Below are 17611 nucleotides of genomic sequence, written 5' to 3' on the forward strand. Positions count from 1 at the left end.
GGTGGGTATGTCTAGCGAGGGGGCCGGAATGGTCAAAGCTCGCCACCGCCGGGCGATCATCGCGTGGTGGCCCATCCTCCTGCCGATCGGCCTCATCCTCGCCAGCGAGTACAAACTCCGCTCCCGGGCCGGCGACCAGTCCATCGGCGGCTCCGTCGACGCCACCATCCTGCTGGAGATCGGCGTCTACGGCGTCGTCGCGCTCTACATGTACCGGAAGTTCGGGCTGAGGCCGCCGCGCCGCCGCGCGCCCTACGTCCTGCTGCTGGCCTGGGGGTTCGCCTGCTACTCCACGCTCAGCGCGCTGTGGACGCTCTACCCGACCTTCGCGCTCGTGCGCGGCACGCAGATGCTGACGGTCGCGGCGGTCTGCCACGTGATCGCCACCCGGGCCGGCATCGCCGATCTACGGCGCCTGGCGCACGTGTTCATCCTGCTGGTCCTGGGCTCGGTGGCGATCGGCGTCGCCATGCCCTTCCCCCGGACACCGCAGACCGTCGACCGCTTCAACTGGCTCTACGTGCACCCCGTCTCCGCGGGCATCTTCCTCGGCGTCGCGGTCCTGCTGGTGGCGGGCTTCGCGCTTCCCGGCGGGCTGCCGCGGAAGTGGCCGCTTCCGGCCTACCTGGCGGCGGGGGTGGTGCTGTCGGGCGCCCTGGTGGCGACCGGCACGCGCGGCGCGGCGGGCGGGTGCGTCGCCGGGCTCGTGGTGATGCTGCTCCTCGCCCGGGGGGCGCGCGGCCGGGCGGAGTTCCTCATGGTCGCGGTCCCCTCGGCGACCGTGATCGGGCTGGGGTTCAGCGAACAGATCATCGCCTTCGCCACGCGCGGCGAGACGGTGGAGCAGTTGGAGAGCCTCAACGCCCGCACCGACCTGTGGACGCTCGCGTTCGACGCCGTCGCGGCCCAGCCGCTGTTCGGCAACGGCCTTTCCTCCGCCCGTGGCCTCTTCCTGGAGGAGATCGGCCTGGGCGGCGGCCACAACGCGTTCGTCAACGTCCTGGTGGAGGGCGGCGCCTTCGGCTTCATCCTCTTCTGCACGCTTATGCTGGTGATCATCACCACCCTGCTGGGGCTGACCCGCACCAGAGAGACCCGTCCGGAAGCCGCCATGCTGATCGGAATGATGGTCTTCTTCATCGTCGACGGGTTCACCACCGAGATGGTGGCCGCGCCGGCCAACGTCGCGTCGGTGTGGCTTTATCTGGTCGTGGCCTGGACATACCTGCTGGCGCGTAAACCAGCCGAGGCGAAAGCGCGTCTTGTAGACGGTCGACTCTCGAGAGCCACCTGACTCCACCTTTTTCTTCCATCCCTCCTGCCGCCTTCAGCGGTATGCACATCAGAGGTACACCTTGAGGAAGTTCATGTCCGCCTTGGCGGCGGGCGCGAGCATGCTCGCCGTCATCACCATGTCGCCGGACGTCTCCGCCGACACCCTTCCGATCGCCGGCGAACTGGAGACGGTCACCGCCGACGCCCTCCCGACCTGGCAGACCGACGGCGTGGTGCTCGCCACCAAGGTCGTCGGCGACACCGTCTACGTCGGCGGCAACTTCGACAACGTCCGCCCGCCGGGGGTGGCGCGCGGCGGCGCGGGGGAGGTGCCGAGGTCCAACCTCGCCGCCTTCGACGTCGCCACCGGCGCCCTGCTGCCGTGGGCTCCCACCGTGTGGGGGGACACCTTCTCCGACGGCGACAGCCACACCGAGTGCGACAACCTGGGCGGAGGTCAGTGGCGTTGTGACACCGTCTACGACATCGCCGCCTCGCCCGACGGCTCGACCCTCTACGTCGCGGGCGACTTCGACAAGGTGGACGGCGAGTGGCGCACCCGCCTCGCGGCCTTCGACGCGGCCACCGGCGCCCTGACCCCGTTCCGGCACACCATCACCAACCGGGTCCGGGCGATGGCGGTGTCGGACTCGACGCTCTACATCGGCGGCCACTTCACCACGGTGGACGACGAGAGCAGGATCCGCCTGGCGGCGTTCGACCGCGCCGACGGCTCCCTGCTGCCCTGGACACCCAGCGCCGACCGGCGCGTCCACGCGATGGTGCTGTCGCCCAGCGGCACCCGGCTGATCATCGGCGGTGACTTCGACCGGGTGAACGGGGTCTTCCAGCACGGGCTGTCGGCCGTCCACACCGCCGACGGCACCAAGGCGCCGTTCGCGAGCAACGACATCACCTACCTCACCAGCACGCGGCGCTCGTGGGTCACCGACCTGGTCAGCGACGGCACCCGGGTGTACGTCAGCGCCAACGGCGAGGGCGGCGGCGTGTTCGACGGGCGCCTCGCGGTGAACCCCGAGACCGGCGCCCGTATCTGGATCGACAACTGCCTCGGCGCGACGCAGGCTATAACGGTCATGAATGGTGTTCTGTACAGCGGGTCACATGCGCATTACTGTGGCTCGCAGGATTACTACGGTGTCGCCGGTTTTCCCGAAACCCGGCCGCACCGGCGCTTTCTCGCGGAGCCCGCCGGCACCGCGGCGGGTGCCAAGCAGTCGATCCTGCATTGGTTCCCCAATGCGCAGGCCGGTACGAGCTATCCATGGGTCCAGGGCCCGTGGACCATGGACAACAACGGCACCTACCTGTGGATCGGCGGTGACTTCACCGAGGTGGACAATGTGCCTCAGGAGGGTCTCACCCGATTCACCTTCCATTCCGTCGCCCCGGACGCCAACGGCGCCGAGCAGAGCGTGCTGACCAAGCCGGTCGCCACCGCCAACGGGAACGGCAAGGTCACGATCCGTTTCGCGTCCACCTGGGACGAGGACAATCGTGTACTCGACTACGAGCTGCTGCGCGCGGACGGCAGTGTGGTCTGCACCAAGAGTCAGGTCGCCTCGGTCTTCTGGATACTTCCGCCGCAGTCGTGCGTCGATCTGGATACGCCGGTCGACTCGGTGGTCAAATACCGGGTGAGGGCGATCGATCCGTGGAACAACCGCATTTCCTCCTCTTATTCGGCTGATGTCACGGTGAGGTGACCCCCCATGCCCAGGCCGTTCCGCACCCGAGCGCAGGCCATCGCGGCCGTTTTAGCCATCGCCGGTACAACCGGCGCGTGGACCACGCTCGACACCAACGCGGCACCCGCGCGTGAGACGTGGGGAACGGCCGGGCCCCTGAAACTGGGGACCGCCAGGTATCCGGTGCCGGCGGCGGCGAAGTTCGTCGCCACCACCGGAAACGACAAGAACGACGGCTCGCGGCAGAAGCCGTGGCGCACACTCGGCCACGCGGTCAAGACCGCCAAGAGCGGCGCCACGATCGTCGTCCGCGGCGGCATCTACCACGAGTACGTCCAGGTGTACGGCAAGCGCCTCACCATCCAGAACCAGCCGGGGGAGGCGGTGTGGTTCGACGGCACCGTCCCGGTGACCGGCTGGGTCGCGCAGCGTGTCGAGCACGAGGACGGCGGCACCCGCACGGTGTGGCGCCGTGACGGGTGGACCACCCGCTTCGACAACACCGACCCCACCGCGGGCGGAGGCGACGACTGGCACATGGTGGGCGAGCAGAACCCGGTCGCCAACTGGCCCGACCAGATGTTCGTCAACGGGCAGCAGCAGGTGCAGGTGGAGTCCCTCGACAAGGTGAAGAGCGGCACGTTCTTCGTCGACTACAAGACCTCCCGGCTGTACGTCGGTTACGACCCGGCCGGCCGTGACGTGCGGGCGGCCACGCTCGCCGAGGCGCTGTACGTCAACAAGGCGCACGGCACGACGGTGCGGGGCCTCGGCTTCCGCCGCTACGCCACGCCGCTCAAGCGCATGGGAGCCGTCAAGGGCTACGCCGACAACCTGCTGTTCGAGAACAACGTGTTCGCCGACACCGCGGTGGCGGGGCTGAGCATCACCGGGTCGGGGATCACGGTCCGGCACAACTCCTTCCTGCGCAACGGCCAGCTCGGCCTGCACGGCCACCGGGCCGGCGGCGCCTCGATCGTCGGCAACCTGGCCTCCGGCAACAACTGGGAGTCGTTCATGATGGCCCCGGTCTCCGGCGGCATCAAGATCACTACTTCGGTGGGGATGAACGTCACCGGCAACCGGGCCGACCGCAACCGCGGCCCGGGGATCTGGCTGGACGAGTCGGTCGCCGACACCACGGTGAGCGGCAACCTGGCCTACGCCAACGCCGGGCACGGCATCCACTACGAGATCTCGGCGCGCGGGCTCATCGTCGGGAACGTCGCGGCCGACAACAAGGGCCACGGCATCTACGTGAACGAGGCCAGCGACGTGCGCATCTGGCACAACAACGCCCTCAGGAACGCGCGCTCGCAGATCGACGTGGTGGACGGCGGGCGGCAGACGTCCGACCCCGACATGCCGTGGAACGTCTCGGGTGTGGAGGTCCGCAACAACGTCCTGGCCGGGCCCGCGCCGCTGCTGTCGGTGCAGGACCTGACCGGCCGCAGGACCGCGCCGAAGATGGCGTCGCTCAACGGCAACCTGTACTACCGAACCTCCGGCTCCGACCTGCTGCGCTGGGTCGACTCCTCGGCCCGGCTGCGGGTGCTGGCCGACGTGCCCACGGCGCGCGAGCGGGCCAGGCAGGAGGCCGCCGGCGACGAGGCGAACGGCGCGCCGCGGTACTCCGACTCGGCGTCCCTGCTGCCGGCCCCGACCGGGCTGCGCGGCCTCCCCGTCCCGGCCGTCGTGGCCGAGCTCATGGGCTGGCGTACCGGTGAAAAGCATCCGGTAGGCGTCCCGGCCTCTTCCCTGCAGTAAATCCCTGGTTCACCTCGGCTTTTATCTACTGTCCGCCATTTCGTGACTATTCTGCAATTACGGCGTCAAGCCACCTCTCTCTGTGCTGTGCGCAGAAATCGCATGTATTATCGTTTTTGCTCTGTCCAGAAGTGGACCGTTCCAATAGCATCGCCAATGGTGCGACCCACGCTGGTGGGGTGCAAGTTCGAAATGTAGGTATTCATGAGTATGAAATCAGGCGCCCTGCGGCGCCGTCTGGTCGTCGGCGCCTTAGCCGCGATCGTCACCGCATTCACGGTGGCCTCCCCCGACACCGCCCTGGCCGACGTCGACCCGCTGCCCGGCGTCCCCGAAACCGTCACCGCCGACGACCTGCCCACCTGGCAGGTCAACGGCGTGGTCTGGAAGATGGCCACGGTCGGCACCACGGTGTACGCCGTCGGCGGCTTCTCCAAGGCACGCCCGCCCGGCACGAACCCCGGCTCGCCCCAGGAGGTGAACCGGGCCAACATCCTGGCCTTCGACATCACCACCGGGAACCTGCTGCCGTTCAACCACACCCTCAACGCCCAGGCCCGCACCGTCGTCGCCTCCCCCGACGGGTCGAAGATCTACGTCGGCGGCGACTTCACCTCCGTCGACGGGCAGACCCGCAACCGCCTGGCCGCCTTCGACACCGCCACCGGCGCCCTGGACCCCGCCTTCGCCCCCTCGGTGGGCAACATCGTGCGCGGCATCACCGTCTCCGACGACACGGTCTACTTCGGCGGCAACTTCTTCAGCGTGAACGGCCAGTCCCGCTCGCGGCTGGGCGCCGTCGCCCGCAGCAACGGCGCGAACCGCAGCTGGGCCCCCACCACCGACGACGAGGTCTACGCGCTGCTGATGTCCCCGGACGACAGCCGCGTCATCGTCGGCGGCAAGTTCCAGTCGCTCAACGGCGCCACCCGCGTCGGCGTCGGCGCGGTCGACCCGGTGACGGGCGCTTCCCTTCCCTGGAGCAGCAACCCGATCCCCGCGCGCGTCGGCACGAGCTGGTCGGCCACCTTCGACCTCACCACCGACGGCACCAACGTGTACGCCGCCGCCAACGGCGAGGGCGGGCACTGGTTCGACGGCAGGTACGCGGTCGAGCCCAACACCGGCGACCTCATCTGGCTCGACAACTGCTACGGGGCGAGCTACGGCGTCTTCACCACCGGGGGCGTGCTGTACAGCGTGAGCCACGCGCACGACTGCTCATCCCTGGGCGCCTTCCCGGAGACCAGCCCGACCACCTGGCACCGGGCCCTGGCGACCACGACCGCCGCCACCGGCACCGACCCTGCGCCGCCGGGCAGCAACAGCCTGTACAGCGGACAGCCGATCCCCAGCCTGCTGCACTGGTACCCCACGATCAACGCCGGCACCTACACCGGCCAGTACCAGGGTGCGTGGTCGGTCACGGGCAACTCCCAGTACGTCGTCATGGGCGGTGAGTTCACCCAGGTCAACGGGGGCGCCCAGCAGGGCCTGACCCGCTTCGCCACCAAGAACATCGCGCCCCAGGACATGGGCCCGCGGCCGGCCGCGTCGCTCACCCCGTCCGCGGTCTCCTTCGCCGCCGGCACCGCCCGCGTCACCTGGCAGTCCACCTGGGACGAGGACAACGAGGAGTTGACCTACGAGGTGCTCCGCGACGGCGGCTCCACGCCGATCGGCACGGTCACCGCCAGGTCCAGCTTCTGGAAGCTGCCGACCCTGGGCTACATCGACACCGGCGTCGCGCCGGACACCTCGCACACCTACCGGGTGCGAGTGAAGGACCCCTCGGGGAACCAGATCGGCAGCGGTACCTCCGCCTCGGTCACCATCGCCTCCGGCACGACGGGCGGCGACTACACCGAGGCCGTGGCCGGCGACGACCCCGCGCACTTCTGGCGGCTCGGCGAGGCGAGCGGCACCGCCGTCTACGACCACACCGCGTTCTACGACATGACCGCCAACGCCGGCGTGACCCGCGGCGCCTCCGGCGCGATCGGCGGCGACACCGACGGCGCCTCCACCTTCGCGGGCGACGGCACCGGCTTCGCGGCCCCCGCCGGCACCGAGCCGCCGCCGCCCAACCTCACCATCGAGGCGTGGGTGCGCACCACCAGCACTAGCGGCGGCAAGATCGTCGGATACGGCGGCTCCAGCACCGGCAACAGCAGCAACTACGACCGGCACATCTACATGGACAACGCCGGCCGCATCTGGTTCGGGCTGTACCCCAACGCCGTCCGCACGGTGAACAGCTCGGCGTCCTTCAACGACGGCCAGTACCACCACGTGGTGGCGACGCTCAGCGCGACGGCGGGCATGGCGCTGTTCGTCGACGGCAAGAAGGTCGGCCAGAACGCGAGCACCGTCAGCGCCCAGAACTACTCGGGCTACTGGCGCATCGGCGGCGACAACCTGAACGGCTGGCCCAACCAGCCCTCCAGCATGTACCTCGCCGGCGACATCGACGACGTGGCGATCTACCCGGCCGCGCTCCCGCAGGCCAAGGTGATCGACCACTACGTCGCCAGCGGCCGCACCAGCCCCATCCCGCCGGCCCCGGCCGACGTCTACGGCAAGGCCGTCTACAACGACGACCCCACCTTCTACTACCGCCTGGGCGAGTCGAGCGGCACGGTCGCCGCCGACGCGGGCAAGAACGTCGTCCCGGGCACCTACACCGGGAGCGGCGTCACCTACGGCACGGCGGGCGCCGTCGTCGGCACCGCCGACACGGCCGTCACCCTGGCCGGCGGCCGGGTCGCTTCCACCGCCTCGTACTCCAACCCGAGCAGCTTCGCCCAGGAGCTGTGGTTCAAGACCACCACGACCGCCGGCGGCAAGCTCATCGGGTTCGGCAACGTCGCGAGCGGCACGAGCGGCAACTACGACCGGCACGTCTACATGCGCAACGACGGCAAGCTCGTCTTCGGCACCTACACCGGCGCGTTCAACCTCATCACCTCGGCGAACAGCTACAACGACGGCACCTGGCACCACATGGTGGCCAGCCAGGGCCCCGGAGGCATGAAGCTGCACGTCGACGGCGCGCTGCTCGGCACCAACCCGCAGACCAGCGCGGAGGGGTACACCGGGTACTGGCGCATCGGCGGCGACAACCTCAACGCCTGGCCGAACCGGCCGTCGAGTGACAACTTCGCCGGCTCGATCGACGAGGTCGCCGTCTACCCGGTGCCGCTCACCGACGCCGAGGTCACCGACCACTGGCAGAAGGGCAGCGGCACGGGACCGCCCAACCAGGTGCCGGTCGCGTCGTTCACCTCGTCCTGCACCGCGCTCGGCTGCTCGTTCGACGCCTCCGCGTCCAGCGACGCCGACGGCACGATCGCCGGCTACGCGTGGGACTTCGGCGACGGCGGCACCGCCACCGGCGCCACGGCCACCCACCCCTATCCGGCGGCCGGGGACTACACGGTCACCCTCACCGTCACCGACGACCTCGGGGGAACCGACACCGAGACGGAGGTCGTCGTGCCCAGGCCGCCGGCCAACCCGTCGGCCACGCTCGTGACCGACGCCTTCGGCCGCACCGTCGCGGGCGGTCTCGGCTCGGCGCAGACCGGCGGGGCTTACACCCTGTCCGGGGCGGCGGGCAGCTTCTCGGTGGACGGCTCCGCGGCCAAGCTCGGCCTGCCGTCGACCGGCGCCAACCGGCGCGCGTACCTCAACAGCGTGTCGAGCACGAGGACCGACGGCACGTTCACCTTCTCCAGCGACAAGGCGGCCACCGGCAACGGCGTCTACGTCTGGAACGTCGGCCGCGCCGTCAGCGGGGCGGGCGACTACCGGGCGCGGGTGCGGCTGCTGGCCGGCGGCGGGGTGGGGCTGCTCGTCAGCCGCACCGACGCGGCCAACACCGAGACCGCGCTGGTCGGTGAGCAGACGGTGTCCGGCCTGACCTACACGGCCGGCACCGCGCTGAAGCTGCGCCTCGCGGTGACCGGCACCTCGCCGACCACCGTGGCGGCCAAGGTCTGGGCGGCCGCGGGCGCGGAGCCCGCGAGCTGGCAGGTGTCCGCCACCGACTCGACCGCCGACCTCCAGGTCGCGGGCGGGGCCGGGTTCGGCACCTTCCTGTCCGGCAGCGCCACCAACGCCCCGGTCACCGTGACCGTGGACGACTACGGCGTCACCGACACCGCGACCGCGCCGGTCGCGTCGTTCACCACCGGCTGCACGGCGCTCGTGTGCGACGTGGACGCCTCCGGCTCGACCGCCGGGTCCGCGGCCATCGGCTCCCACACCTGGAGCTACGGCGACGGGGCCACCGGCGCCGGCGCGACCGCCCAGCACACCTACGCGCAGGCCGGCACTTATACGATCACCTTGACGGTGACCGGCGCCGACGGCCGGACCGACGTCACCACTCGCCAGGTGACGGTCCCGTAGGCAGGTTCCACCAGCCGCCGAGCCGGGGGAGACGTGATCTCCCCCGGCGCGGCGGCTTCCCCTTTGCGGCACGTGGCCGGCCGCACCCGGTGAAGGAATGAGGTCAGATGGAACGTTTGACGATCGACGGCGCCTACACGCACACCCCCGCGCTCTACGACGACGAGCGCGGCACCTTCCTGGAGTGGTTCCGGGCCGGGCGGCTCAGCGAGGTCGCCGGCCGGAGCATGGCCCTGGCCCAGGCCAACGCCTCGGTCTCCCGCAGGGGGGTCGTGCGCGGCGTCCACTTCGCCGACGTCCCGCCGTCGCAGGCCAAGTACGTCACCTGCGTCAGCGGCGCGGTGCTGGACGTGGTGGTCGACATCAGGGTCGGCTCGCCGACCTTCGGCCGCTGGGAGGCTGTGGAGCTCGACGAGCACTCGCGCAGGAGCATCTACGTCGCGGAGGGCCTGGGCCACGCCTTCATGGCCCTGACCGAGCCGGCCACGGTCATCTACCTGTGCTCCGAGCCCTACACCCCCGGCAGGGAGCACGGGGTACACCCCTTGGACCCCGACCTCGGCATCGCGTGGCCGAAGGACGTCACCCCGATCCTGTCCCCCAAGGACCAGGAGGCCCCCACCCTGGCCGAAGCCCTGGAGAAGGGCATCCTGCCGGACTACAAGGAGTGTCTGGCGTTCTACGACACCCTGCGCGCGCGGGACGGGCACGCCTGACCTCTACGGGGACCCCGCCGGGCGGGGTCCCGGCGCACGCTGGGAGATGCGCCGTCGCCTGTGCGGGGACATGCTGGCCATGAGCCCGAGGACATCCCGTTTCACGAGCGGCCGCGAGCGGCCGGTGAAGAAAGGTGGCGGCGCCGGTGACCGAATGCCGAATCTGCGGCGGTGGGGTCGAGGAGTTCCTGGACCTCGGACGCCAGCCGCTGTCAGACGCGTTTCTTCTCCCGGCCGACGTCGACACGGAGTTCTTCTACCGGCTCGCCGTCGGACGCTGCGAGGCGTGCACGATGGTGCAGCTCACCGAGGAGGTTCCGCGCGAGCGGATGTTCCACCACGACTACCCGTACTACTCCTCCGGGTCTTCGGTCATGCGGGAGCACTTCACCAAGACCGCGCTGAACTTCATCGACACCGAGCTCACCGGCGAGAACCCGTTCTTCGTCGAGATCGGCTGTAACGACGGAGTCCTGCTGCGGACCATCGCGGAGTCCGGAATCCGCCACCTGGGCTTCGAGCCCTCCGTGGGGGTGGCGAAGGTCGCGCAGTCGCGCGGCGTGCGCGTGCGCACCGACTTCTTCGAGGAGTCGACGGCCAGGGAGGTCCGCGAGAGCGACGGGCCGGTGGACGTGATCTTCTCGGCGAACACCATCTGCCACATCCCGTACCTCGACTCGCTGCTGCGCGGCGTGGACGCGCTCCTCGGCCCCAACGGCATCTTCGTCTGGGAGGACCCCTACCTCGGGGACATCGTGGAGAAGACGTCGTTCGACCAGATCTACGACGAGCACTTCTACCTGTTCTCGGTGCGCTCCGTGCAGGCCATGGCCGCGCGGTTCGGGTTCGAGCTGGTGAACGTGGAGCGCTTCCCGGTGCACGGCGGCGAGGTCCGCTACACGATCGCCCGCACCGGCGCCCGGCAGCCCTCCCCGGCGGTGGCCGAGCTGCTGGCCGAGGAGGACGCCCGCGACGTCGTCGAGCTGGAGACGCTCAAGGGCTTCGCCACCTCGGTCGCCCGCATCCGCGACGAGCTGGTCGCCCTGCTGCGCTCGCTGAAGGCGCAGGGCAAGACCGTCGCCGCCTACGGCGCGACGGCCAAGAGCGCGACCGTCACGAACTACGCCGGCATCGGGCCCGACCTCATCTCCTACGTGTCGGACGCGACCCCGGCCAAGCAGCACCGGCTCACCCCCGGCGTGCATATCCCGGTCAACCCGCCGGAGGTCTTCACCGCCTCCTACCCCGACTACGCGCTTCTTTTCGCGTGGAACCACGCCGAGGAGATCATGGCCAAGGAACAGGGCTTCCGCGACGCCGGCGGCCAGTGGATCCTGTACGTGCCCGAAGTGCGGGTGGTCTGACCATGGAAGACCTCTCGCCGATCTACCGCAACGCCGAGATCTACGACGCCCTCTACGAGGGGCGCGACCGGACGTACGAGGCCGACTCCCAGAGGCTGGTCGAGTACGTCAAGGAGCGCAACCCCTCGGCGTCCTCGCTGCTGGACGTGTGCTGCGGCACCGGCAGGAACCTGCGCTCCTTCGCCGACGGGTTCGAGCACGTCGAGGGCGTCGACCTGTCCGGCGACATGCTGGAGGTCGCACGCAAGAGGCTGCCGGACGTCCCGCTGCACCAGGGCGACATGAAGGACTTCAGCCTCGACCGCCGGTTCGACGCGGTGACCTGCCTGTTCAGCTCGATCGGCTACCTGGAGGACCCCGGGCAGCTGAACGCCGCGCTGCGCTGCTTCGGCCGGCACCTCAACCCGGGCGGCGTCATCGTCGTCGAGCCCTGGTGGTTCCCGGAGAACGCGCTGTCCGGCACCGTCATGGGCGACGTCGTGAAGGTCGACGGGCGCACCATCGCCCGGCTCTCGCACACGGTGGTGGTGGGCCGGGCCCACCGCATGTCGGCGCAGTACCTGGTGGCCGACGCCGACTCCGGGATCCGGCACTTCACCGACCTGCACATGCTGTCGCTGTTCACCCGCCAGGAGTACGAGGCGGCCTTCGCCGAGGCGGGCGTCACCTCCGTCGACTTCATCGAGACCGGCCGCGACCGCCCGGGCCTGCTGGTCGGCGTCAAGTCCTGACAACCCGGCCGGCACCGGAAGGTGCCCGGCTGAGCACCTCATAGCAAGCGAGAGCGCCCCCCGATCCGGTGGGAAGCCCCCGAGGCTTCCGGCCGGACCGGGGGGCGCTTTCGTCCGCACCCGTTCCCGCCCTTTCCGCCCGTTCCGCACGTCTTCCGCCCGGGGACGCGCCGCGCGAGGAGCCGTAGGCGGAAGAAGCCGCGCGGGGGGAGCCGCGCGCGAGGAACCGTGCGCGCGAACGCCGCCGGACGCGACGACGCGCCGGCCCCGGCACGGATGCGGTGGATGCCGCTTCGTACCGGGGCCGGCGCGTCCGGATGCCGCCCGCTCAGCCGCGGGCCAGGATGTCGCGGAGCACGGTGATGACCTTGTCCTGCAGGTCCTCCGGCAGCGTCGGGTACATCGGCAGGGAGAAGATCTCGTCGGCCGCGAGCTCGGTCACCGGCAGGGTGCCGGTGGTGTAGCCCAGGTGCGCGAACCCGGTCATGGTGTGCACCGGCCACGGGTAGCTGACGCGGAAGTTGAAGTCGAACTCCCGCAGCGCCTTGAGGATCTCGTCCCGCGCGGGGTGGCGCACCACGTAGAGGTAGTAGACGTGGTCGTTGCCCGGGGCGATCTTCGGCAGGAGCAGCTCGGTGTCCTTGAGCCCTTCGGCGTAGCGGTCGGCGATGGTGCGGCGGGCCGCGATGTAGTCGTCCAGCCGGCGCAGCTTGCGGCGCAGGATCTCGGCGTGCACCTCGTCGAGCCGCGCGTTGTGCCCCGGGGTCTGGACGACGTAGTAGCGGTCCTCCATGCCGTAGTAGCGCAGGCGGCGCAGGTTCGCCTCGGTCTCGGCGTCGTCGGTGATGATGCCGCCGGCGTCGCCGTACGCGCCCAGGACCTTGGTGGGGTAGAAGGAGAAGGCCCCCACCTCGCCGGTCGTGCCGGCCAGCCGGCCGTTCTGCCGGGCCCCGTGCGACTGGGCGCAGTCCTCCAGGATCTTCAGGCCGTGCCGCGCCGCCAGCTCCTGGAGCGGGGCGAGGTCCACGCACTGGCCGTAGAGGTGCACCGGGACCAGGGCCTTGGTGCGCTCGGTGATGGCGCCGGCCACCTGGTCGGTGTCCATGAGGTAGGTGTCGGGGCGCACGTCGACGAAGACGGGCGTGGCGCCCGTCCCGTCGATGGCCAGCACGGTCGGCGCCGCGGTGTTGGCCACGGTGATGACCTCGTCGCCGGGGCCGACGCCGATGGCCTGCAGGCCCAGCTTGACGGCGTTGGTGCCGTTGTCGACGCCGACGCAGTGCGACACTCCGTGATAGGCGGCGAACTCCTCCTCGAAGCCCCGCACGCTCTCGCCGAGAATGAGCTGGTCCGAGCGGAACACGGTGTCGACCGCGTCGAGGATGTCCTCGCGCTCGTTCTCGTACTCCCGCCGGTGGTCCCATACGTAAATGGCCATCGGTGACGAACTCCTTCGGGATGGGGGTGTCTGTCAGAGGTTGTTCAGGCACAAGAGCAGAGTTCTGGCCTCGATGCCGAGGTAGTAGCTGTGCCGCTGCAGCGCCAGGAGCTGCTCGATCGTGATCCACGCGAAGTCCCGCGGCACCCGGAGCGGGAAGTCGTCACCGGCCTCGACCACCAGGTAGCGGGTCTCGGCGTGGTGGAAACGCCCGCCCTCCTCCGACTGCACGACGTCGTAGCGGACGCTCTCGCGCGCCGACAGCACGTAGTCGAGGAACTCCGGGCGGCGCTCCGCCGGGGTGTGGGGCAGGTCCTCCAGCATGAACCGCACGGTGGGGCCCAGCTCGACCGTGTCCCGGTAGCCGGGCATGGCCTCCGCGCGCACCAGCGCGTGCAGGCGGCCGGCGATGCGCCGGATCACCAGCCCCGCCAGGCCGAGGCCGTGCGGCGCCAGCAGCGGCTGCTTCCAGCTGTGCACCTCGCGGGTCTGGGCGTGCACCCGGACGCCCACGATGCTGAAGTTCCGGCCGTCGTCGCGGACGATCCTGCCGGCCTCCCGCCGCCACCCCACCACGGAGTTCAGCGGGATCAGGCGGGCGTTCACCTCCAGCTCGCTCTTGCGGCCGGTGAACCAGCTCAGGATGTCGGTCAGCGTGTGCATGCCGCCGGGCTCGGGGGAGTGCCTCGGGGCGCTGTCGAACACGTTACCGAGGTCGGGCCCGTTCGCCGGGGCCGCGATGGGCAGGCAGCCCAGGACCGTGCGGGCGTCCATGTTCATGACGTTGGGCCGCTGGAGCAGCCGGCTGATCTGCCCGAGGGTGAGCCAGCAGAAGTCCTGGTGCAGGGGCACGTCGTCGGTGACCTCGACCACGACGTTCCGGTTGCGCTTCAGGTGGAACCAGGCGCCCTGCTCCGACTGCAGGATGTCGACCAGGACGCGGCCCCTGCCCGGCTCGGTGAAGTACTCGACGTAGGCGGCGCGCTTGCCCTCGTGCACCTGGGTGTAGTTGCTCGACGTCGCCTGGACCGTGGGCGAGAGCTGCACCATGTCGACGTTGCCGGGCTCCATCTTGGCCTGGAGCAGGAAGTGCAGGACGCCGTCGAACTCCTTGGCGATGATTCCCAGGATGGCGATGTCCCGCTGCACGAGAATGGGCTGCGACCACTCTCGGACGTGACCGTGGTTCGCCGTTACGTGCATTCCCTCGACGCTGAAGAACCGGCCGCTGTGGTGTTCCAGATTCCCCGTGCCGGCGAAGAGCCATCCCCGCGGTTCCGTGAGTTCTTCGAGCGGAATAAGGGTGTTCTCGAACGGCTGCCTTCTCTTGTTGTCAAGCCAGTCGTCGATGTCGGGGCTCATCGATGACTCGGTCGTTCTGGCCGAGGCCGTCACGCGGGCCGCGAAGCCGACGGGCCTGCTCCTGTCGAGCTGATTGAGTCGCGCGGTCATCGAAGACTCCCAAGAGGTCGTATGACCCCTGCATCGTCGTACGGCCGAGTTGGGCGACGCATCTCCTGGAGTGCGGTGCGGGCCCTCGGGGAGGGGGGGACGGGGAAATGTACGGGCACCACTAAAAAGGGCACGGCATCACAGGAGATGCGTCGCCGACGGGCCGGTTGACACGCTGGTCGTGTGCCGACCGGCACTTCCTGAGAGTGGGTGACCCATGAAATTCTTGTCTGATCAGGGGAATACCTCCGCCGCGGTTATCGGAATGGGTTATGTGGGCTCTACCGTCGCCGCCGTCCTCGCCGGCGAAGGCGTGGACGTCGTGGGAATCGACGTCAATCCGGCGCTGATCTCTCAGCTTGAGCAGCGCAGCTGCTGGTTCAGCGAGCCGGGGCTGCCCGAGCTGCTGTACAGCGGCCTCGACTCGGGCAGGCTGCGGGTCAGCACCGGGTACGACCTGGTCTCGGAAGTGGACGTCGTGGTCGTCGCGGTGGGCACGCCGGTCGTGGACAAGGAGCTCGTCGACGTCTACCTGCGCGAGGCCTGCACCGAGCTGTCCAGGCACCTGCGCAAGGGGCAGCTCGTCATCCTCAAGAGCACCCTGCCTCCGGGAGTGTCCAGCAACGTCGTCGCCCCGCTGCTGGAGGGCGGCGGCCTGAAGGTCGGCGAGGACTTCGGGCTGGCCTTCTGCCCCGAGCGCCTCTCGGAGGGGCAGGCCCTTCAGGAGCTGCGGACGTTCCCCATCGCGATCGGCGGCTGGTGCCCCGACAGCGTGGCGGCCGCGGCCGAGTTCTGGCGGCAGACGATCGGCACCGAGATCATCCCCTGCACGTCGATGGAAAGCGCCGAGATGGTGAAGCTGGCGAGCAACTGGTGGATCGACCACAACATCGCCATGGCCAACGAACTGGCCAAGCTCTGCGGCGAGCTGGACGTCGACGTGCTGGAGGTGATCGCCGCGGCCAACACGATCCGCAAGGGCTCGGGGAACGTGAACATCCTGCTGCCGAGCGTCGGCGTGGGCGGGTCGTGCCTGACCAAGGACCCGTGGATGGTGTGGAAGGCGGGTCAGGACCACGACATCGACCTGGACACGATCCCGGTCGCGCGCGAGGTCAACGACTCCATGCCGGCGTACACCGTCGGCCTGATCGTCGAGGAGCTGAACAGGCTCGGCAGGCCGCTGCAGGGCGCGAAGGTCGCGGTGCTCGGCGTGTCGTTCAAGAACAACAGCGGCGACCTGCGCGCCACCCCGGCGCTGCCGGTCGTGGCCAGGCTGCAGCAGGGCGGTGCCGACGTCGCCATCTTCGACCCGGTCGCCGACCCCGGCGAGGTCAAGAGGCTCTTCGGGCTCGCCCCGGCCGAGACGGTCGCCGAGGCGCTGTCCGGCGCCGACTGCGTCGCCGTCCTGGCCCGGCATGACAAGCTCGCCGACGTGGATTTGGTCGCGTCCCGTGACTCGGTGGCGCAGTCGTGCGTCATCGTCGACGGCCGCGCCTACTACTCCCGCGAGACCATCGACCGGTTCCGGCGGCATGGATTCGCCTACCGGGGAATCGGAAGGTAACGCTCATGGCGCGGGTCGTGGTAACCGGAGGATGCGGGTTCCTGGGCAGTCACCTGGTCGACGAGCTGGTCCGGAGGGGCGATGAGGTCACCGTGTTCGACGGTGGCGCGCCGCCGCCCGACCAGTCGCCGCCGCCCTCGGTCAGATACGTGCCCGGTGACATCCGGGACGCGGAGCAGCTCGCCGAGGCGGTGAAGGACGGCGTCGACACCGTCTACCACTTCGCCGCCGTCGTCGGGGTAGACCGTTATCTCGACCGCCCGCTCGACGTCATCGACATCAACCTGCTCGGCACCCGCAACGTCCTGGACCTTTCCACCAGGGTGGGCGCGAAGGTCGTCGTCGCCAGCACCAGCGAGGTGTTCGGCAAGAACCCCGCGGTCCCGTGGCGGGAGGACGACGACCGGGTGGTGGGCAGCACCGCCGTGGACCGGTGGTGCTACTCCTCCAGCAAGGCGCTGGGCGAGCATCTCGCCTTCGCCTTCGCCCGCGAGCGCGGGCTCAGAACCGCCATCGTGCGGTACTTCAACGTGTACGGCCCGCGGCAGCGGCCGGCGTTCGTCGTCAGCAGGAGCCTGCACCGGGCGCTGAACGGTGAGCCGCCGGTGGTGTACGACGGCGGCGGCCAGACGCGGTGCTTCACCTACGTCCAGGACGCGGTCGACGCGACGATCACCGTCGGCACGAACGAGGACGCCATAGGGGAGTGCTTCAACGTCGGCAGCTCCGTGGAGAACACCGTCGCCGAGCTGGGCGCCCTGGTGGCCGAGCTGACCGGCGAGCGGGCCAGCGTGCCCATCGAGACGCGCGAGCGGCTCGGCAGCCAGTACCAGGACCTGCGCAGGCGCGTCCCGGACACCAGCAAGATCGCAAGAGTGCTCGGGTGGCGGAGCACGACGGACCTGCGCGAGGGACTCACCCGGACGATCGCGTGGGCGCGGGAGAACCCGTGGTGGCTCGCCCTGCCCGACAGCGGCGCGGCGCCGGACCCCGAACTGGCGACGACCGCGCGCGGCTGACCCCACGGGGGGAGAGCCCCCGGCGCCGCGGGGACGTCCGGGTGGGGGACGTCTCCGTGAGCGAGCAGGCCGTCCGGTGGGAACGCACCCGGGCGGCCTACGCCTTCGGCCCGCCGGGCTCGTGCCTCGGCCGCGCGGCGGCCCGCCGGGCCGGCCGGGC

The 17611-nt window shown here is 70.0% G+C and carries 11 protein-coding genes; 9 read left to right on the plus strand and 2 right to left on the minus strand.

Features of this window, described 5'->3' with window-relative positions; genetic code table 11:
- Positions 1-28: 28 nt before the first annotated feature.
- The 7 genes from PYR91_RS26235 (at position 29) to PYR91_RS26265 (ending at position 11975) form a co-directional block, all read left to right on the plus strand.
- Positions 29-1294: an O-antigen ligase family protein gene (locus PYR91_RS26235; RefSeq protein WP_279783800.1), complete on the plus strand. Its 1266-nt coding sequence runs from the start codon at positions 29-31 to the stop codon at positions 1292-1294.
- A 73-nt stretch (positions 1295-1367) separates the two neighbouring features.
- Positions 1368-3002 (plus strand): hypothetical protein, encoded by a 1635-nt coding sequence (locus PYR91_RS26240; protein ID WP_279783802.1) that lies wholly within the window; start codon positions 1368-1370, stop codon positions 3000-3002.
- 6 nt (positions 3003-3008) lie between these two features.
- Positions 3009-4751, plus strand: a complete 1743-nt coding sequence (locus PYR91_RS26245; protein WP_279783803.1) for a right-handed parallel beta-helix repeat-containing protein — start codon at positions 3009-3011, stop codon at positions 4749-4751.
- A 204-nt stretch (positions 4752-4955) separates the two neighbouring features.
- Positions 4956-9164, plus strand: a complete 4209-nt coding sequence (locus PYR91_RS26250) for a LamG-like jellyroll fold domain-containing protein (protein WP_279783805.1) — start codon at positions 4956-4958, stop codon at positions 9162-9164.
- Positions 9165-9271: 107 nt separating this feature from the next.
- The gene (gene rfbC / locus PYR91_RS26255; protein WP_279783806.1) at positions 9272-9880 is read left to right on the plus strand and encodes a dTDP-4-dehydrorhamnose 3,5-epimerase; all 609 of its coding nucleotides are present in this window, start codon (positions 9272-9274) and stop codon (positions 9878-9880) included.
- 146 nt (positions 9881-10026) lie between these two features.
- The gene (locus PYR91_RS26260) at positions 10027-11244 is read left to right on the plus strand and encodes a class I SAM-dependent methyltransferase (RefSeq protein WP_279783808.1); all 1218 of its coding nucleotides are present in this window, start codon (positions 10027-10029) and stop codon (positions 11242-11244) included.
- Between the two features lie 2 nt (positions 11245-11246).
- Entirely contained in the window at positions 11247-11975 is a 729-nt protein-coding gene (locus PYR91_RS26265; RefSeq protein WP_279783810.1) for a class I SAM-dependent methyltransferase, read from the plus strand.
- 328 nt (positions 11976-12303) lie between these two features.
- Here the strand turns inward: PYR91_RS26265 and PYR91_RS26270 are convergent, their stop codons facing one another.
- Both PYR91_RS26270 and PYR91_RS26275 read right to left on the minus strand, forming a co-directional pair.
- Complete coding sequence (locus PYR91_RS26270; RefSeq protein ID WP_279783812.1) at positions 12304-13413, minus strand: DegT/DnrJ/EryC1/StrS family aminotransferase; 1110 nt, start codon at positions 13411-13413, stop codon at positions 12304-12306.
- 33 nt (positions 13414-13446) lie between these two features.
- Positions 13447-14865: an NDP-hexose 2,3-dehydratase family protein gene (locus PYR91_RS26275; protein ID WP_279783814.1), complete on the minus strand. Its 1419-nt coding sequence runs from the start codon at positions 14863-14865 to the stop codon at positions 13447-13449.
- A gap of 217 nt (positions 14866-15082) precedes the next feature.
- Here PYR91_RS26275 and PYR91_RS26280 point away from each other — a divergent pair, with 217 nt between their 5' ends.
- Complete coding sequence (locus tag PYR91_RS26280) at positions 15083-16432, plus strand: nucleotide sugar dehydrogenase (protein ID WP_279783816.1); 1350 nt, start codon at positions 15083-15085, stop codon at positions 16430-16432.
- Positions 16433-16437: 5 nt separating this feature from the next.
- A complete protein-coding gene (locus PYR91_RS26285; protein WP_279783817.1) occupies positions 16438-17451 on the plus strand; it encodes an NAD-dependent epimerase/dehydratase family protein in 1014 nt (337 codons plus the stop codon).
- The last annotated feature ends 160 nt before the right edge of the window (positions 17452-17611 follow it).

The sequence above is a fragment of the Sphaerisporangium sp. TRM90804 genome (genome assembly GCF_029846175.1).
Lineage (GTDB): Bacteria > Actinomycetota > Actinomycetes > Streptosporangiales > Streptosporangiaceae > Sphaerisporangium.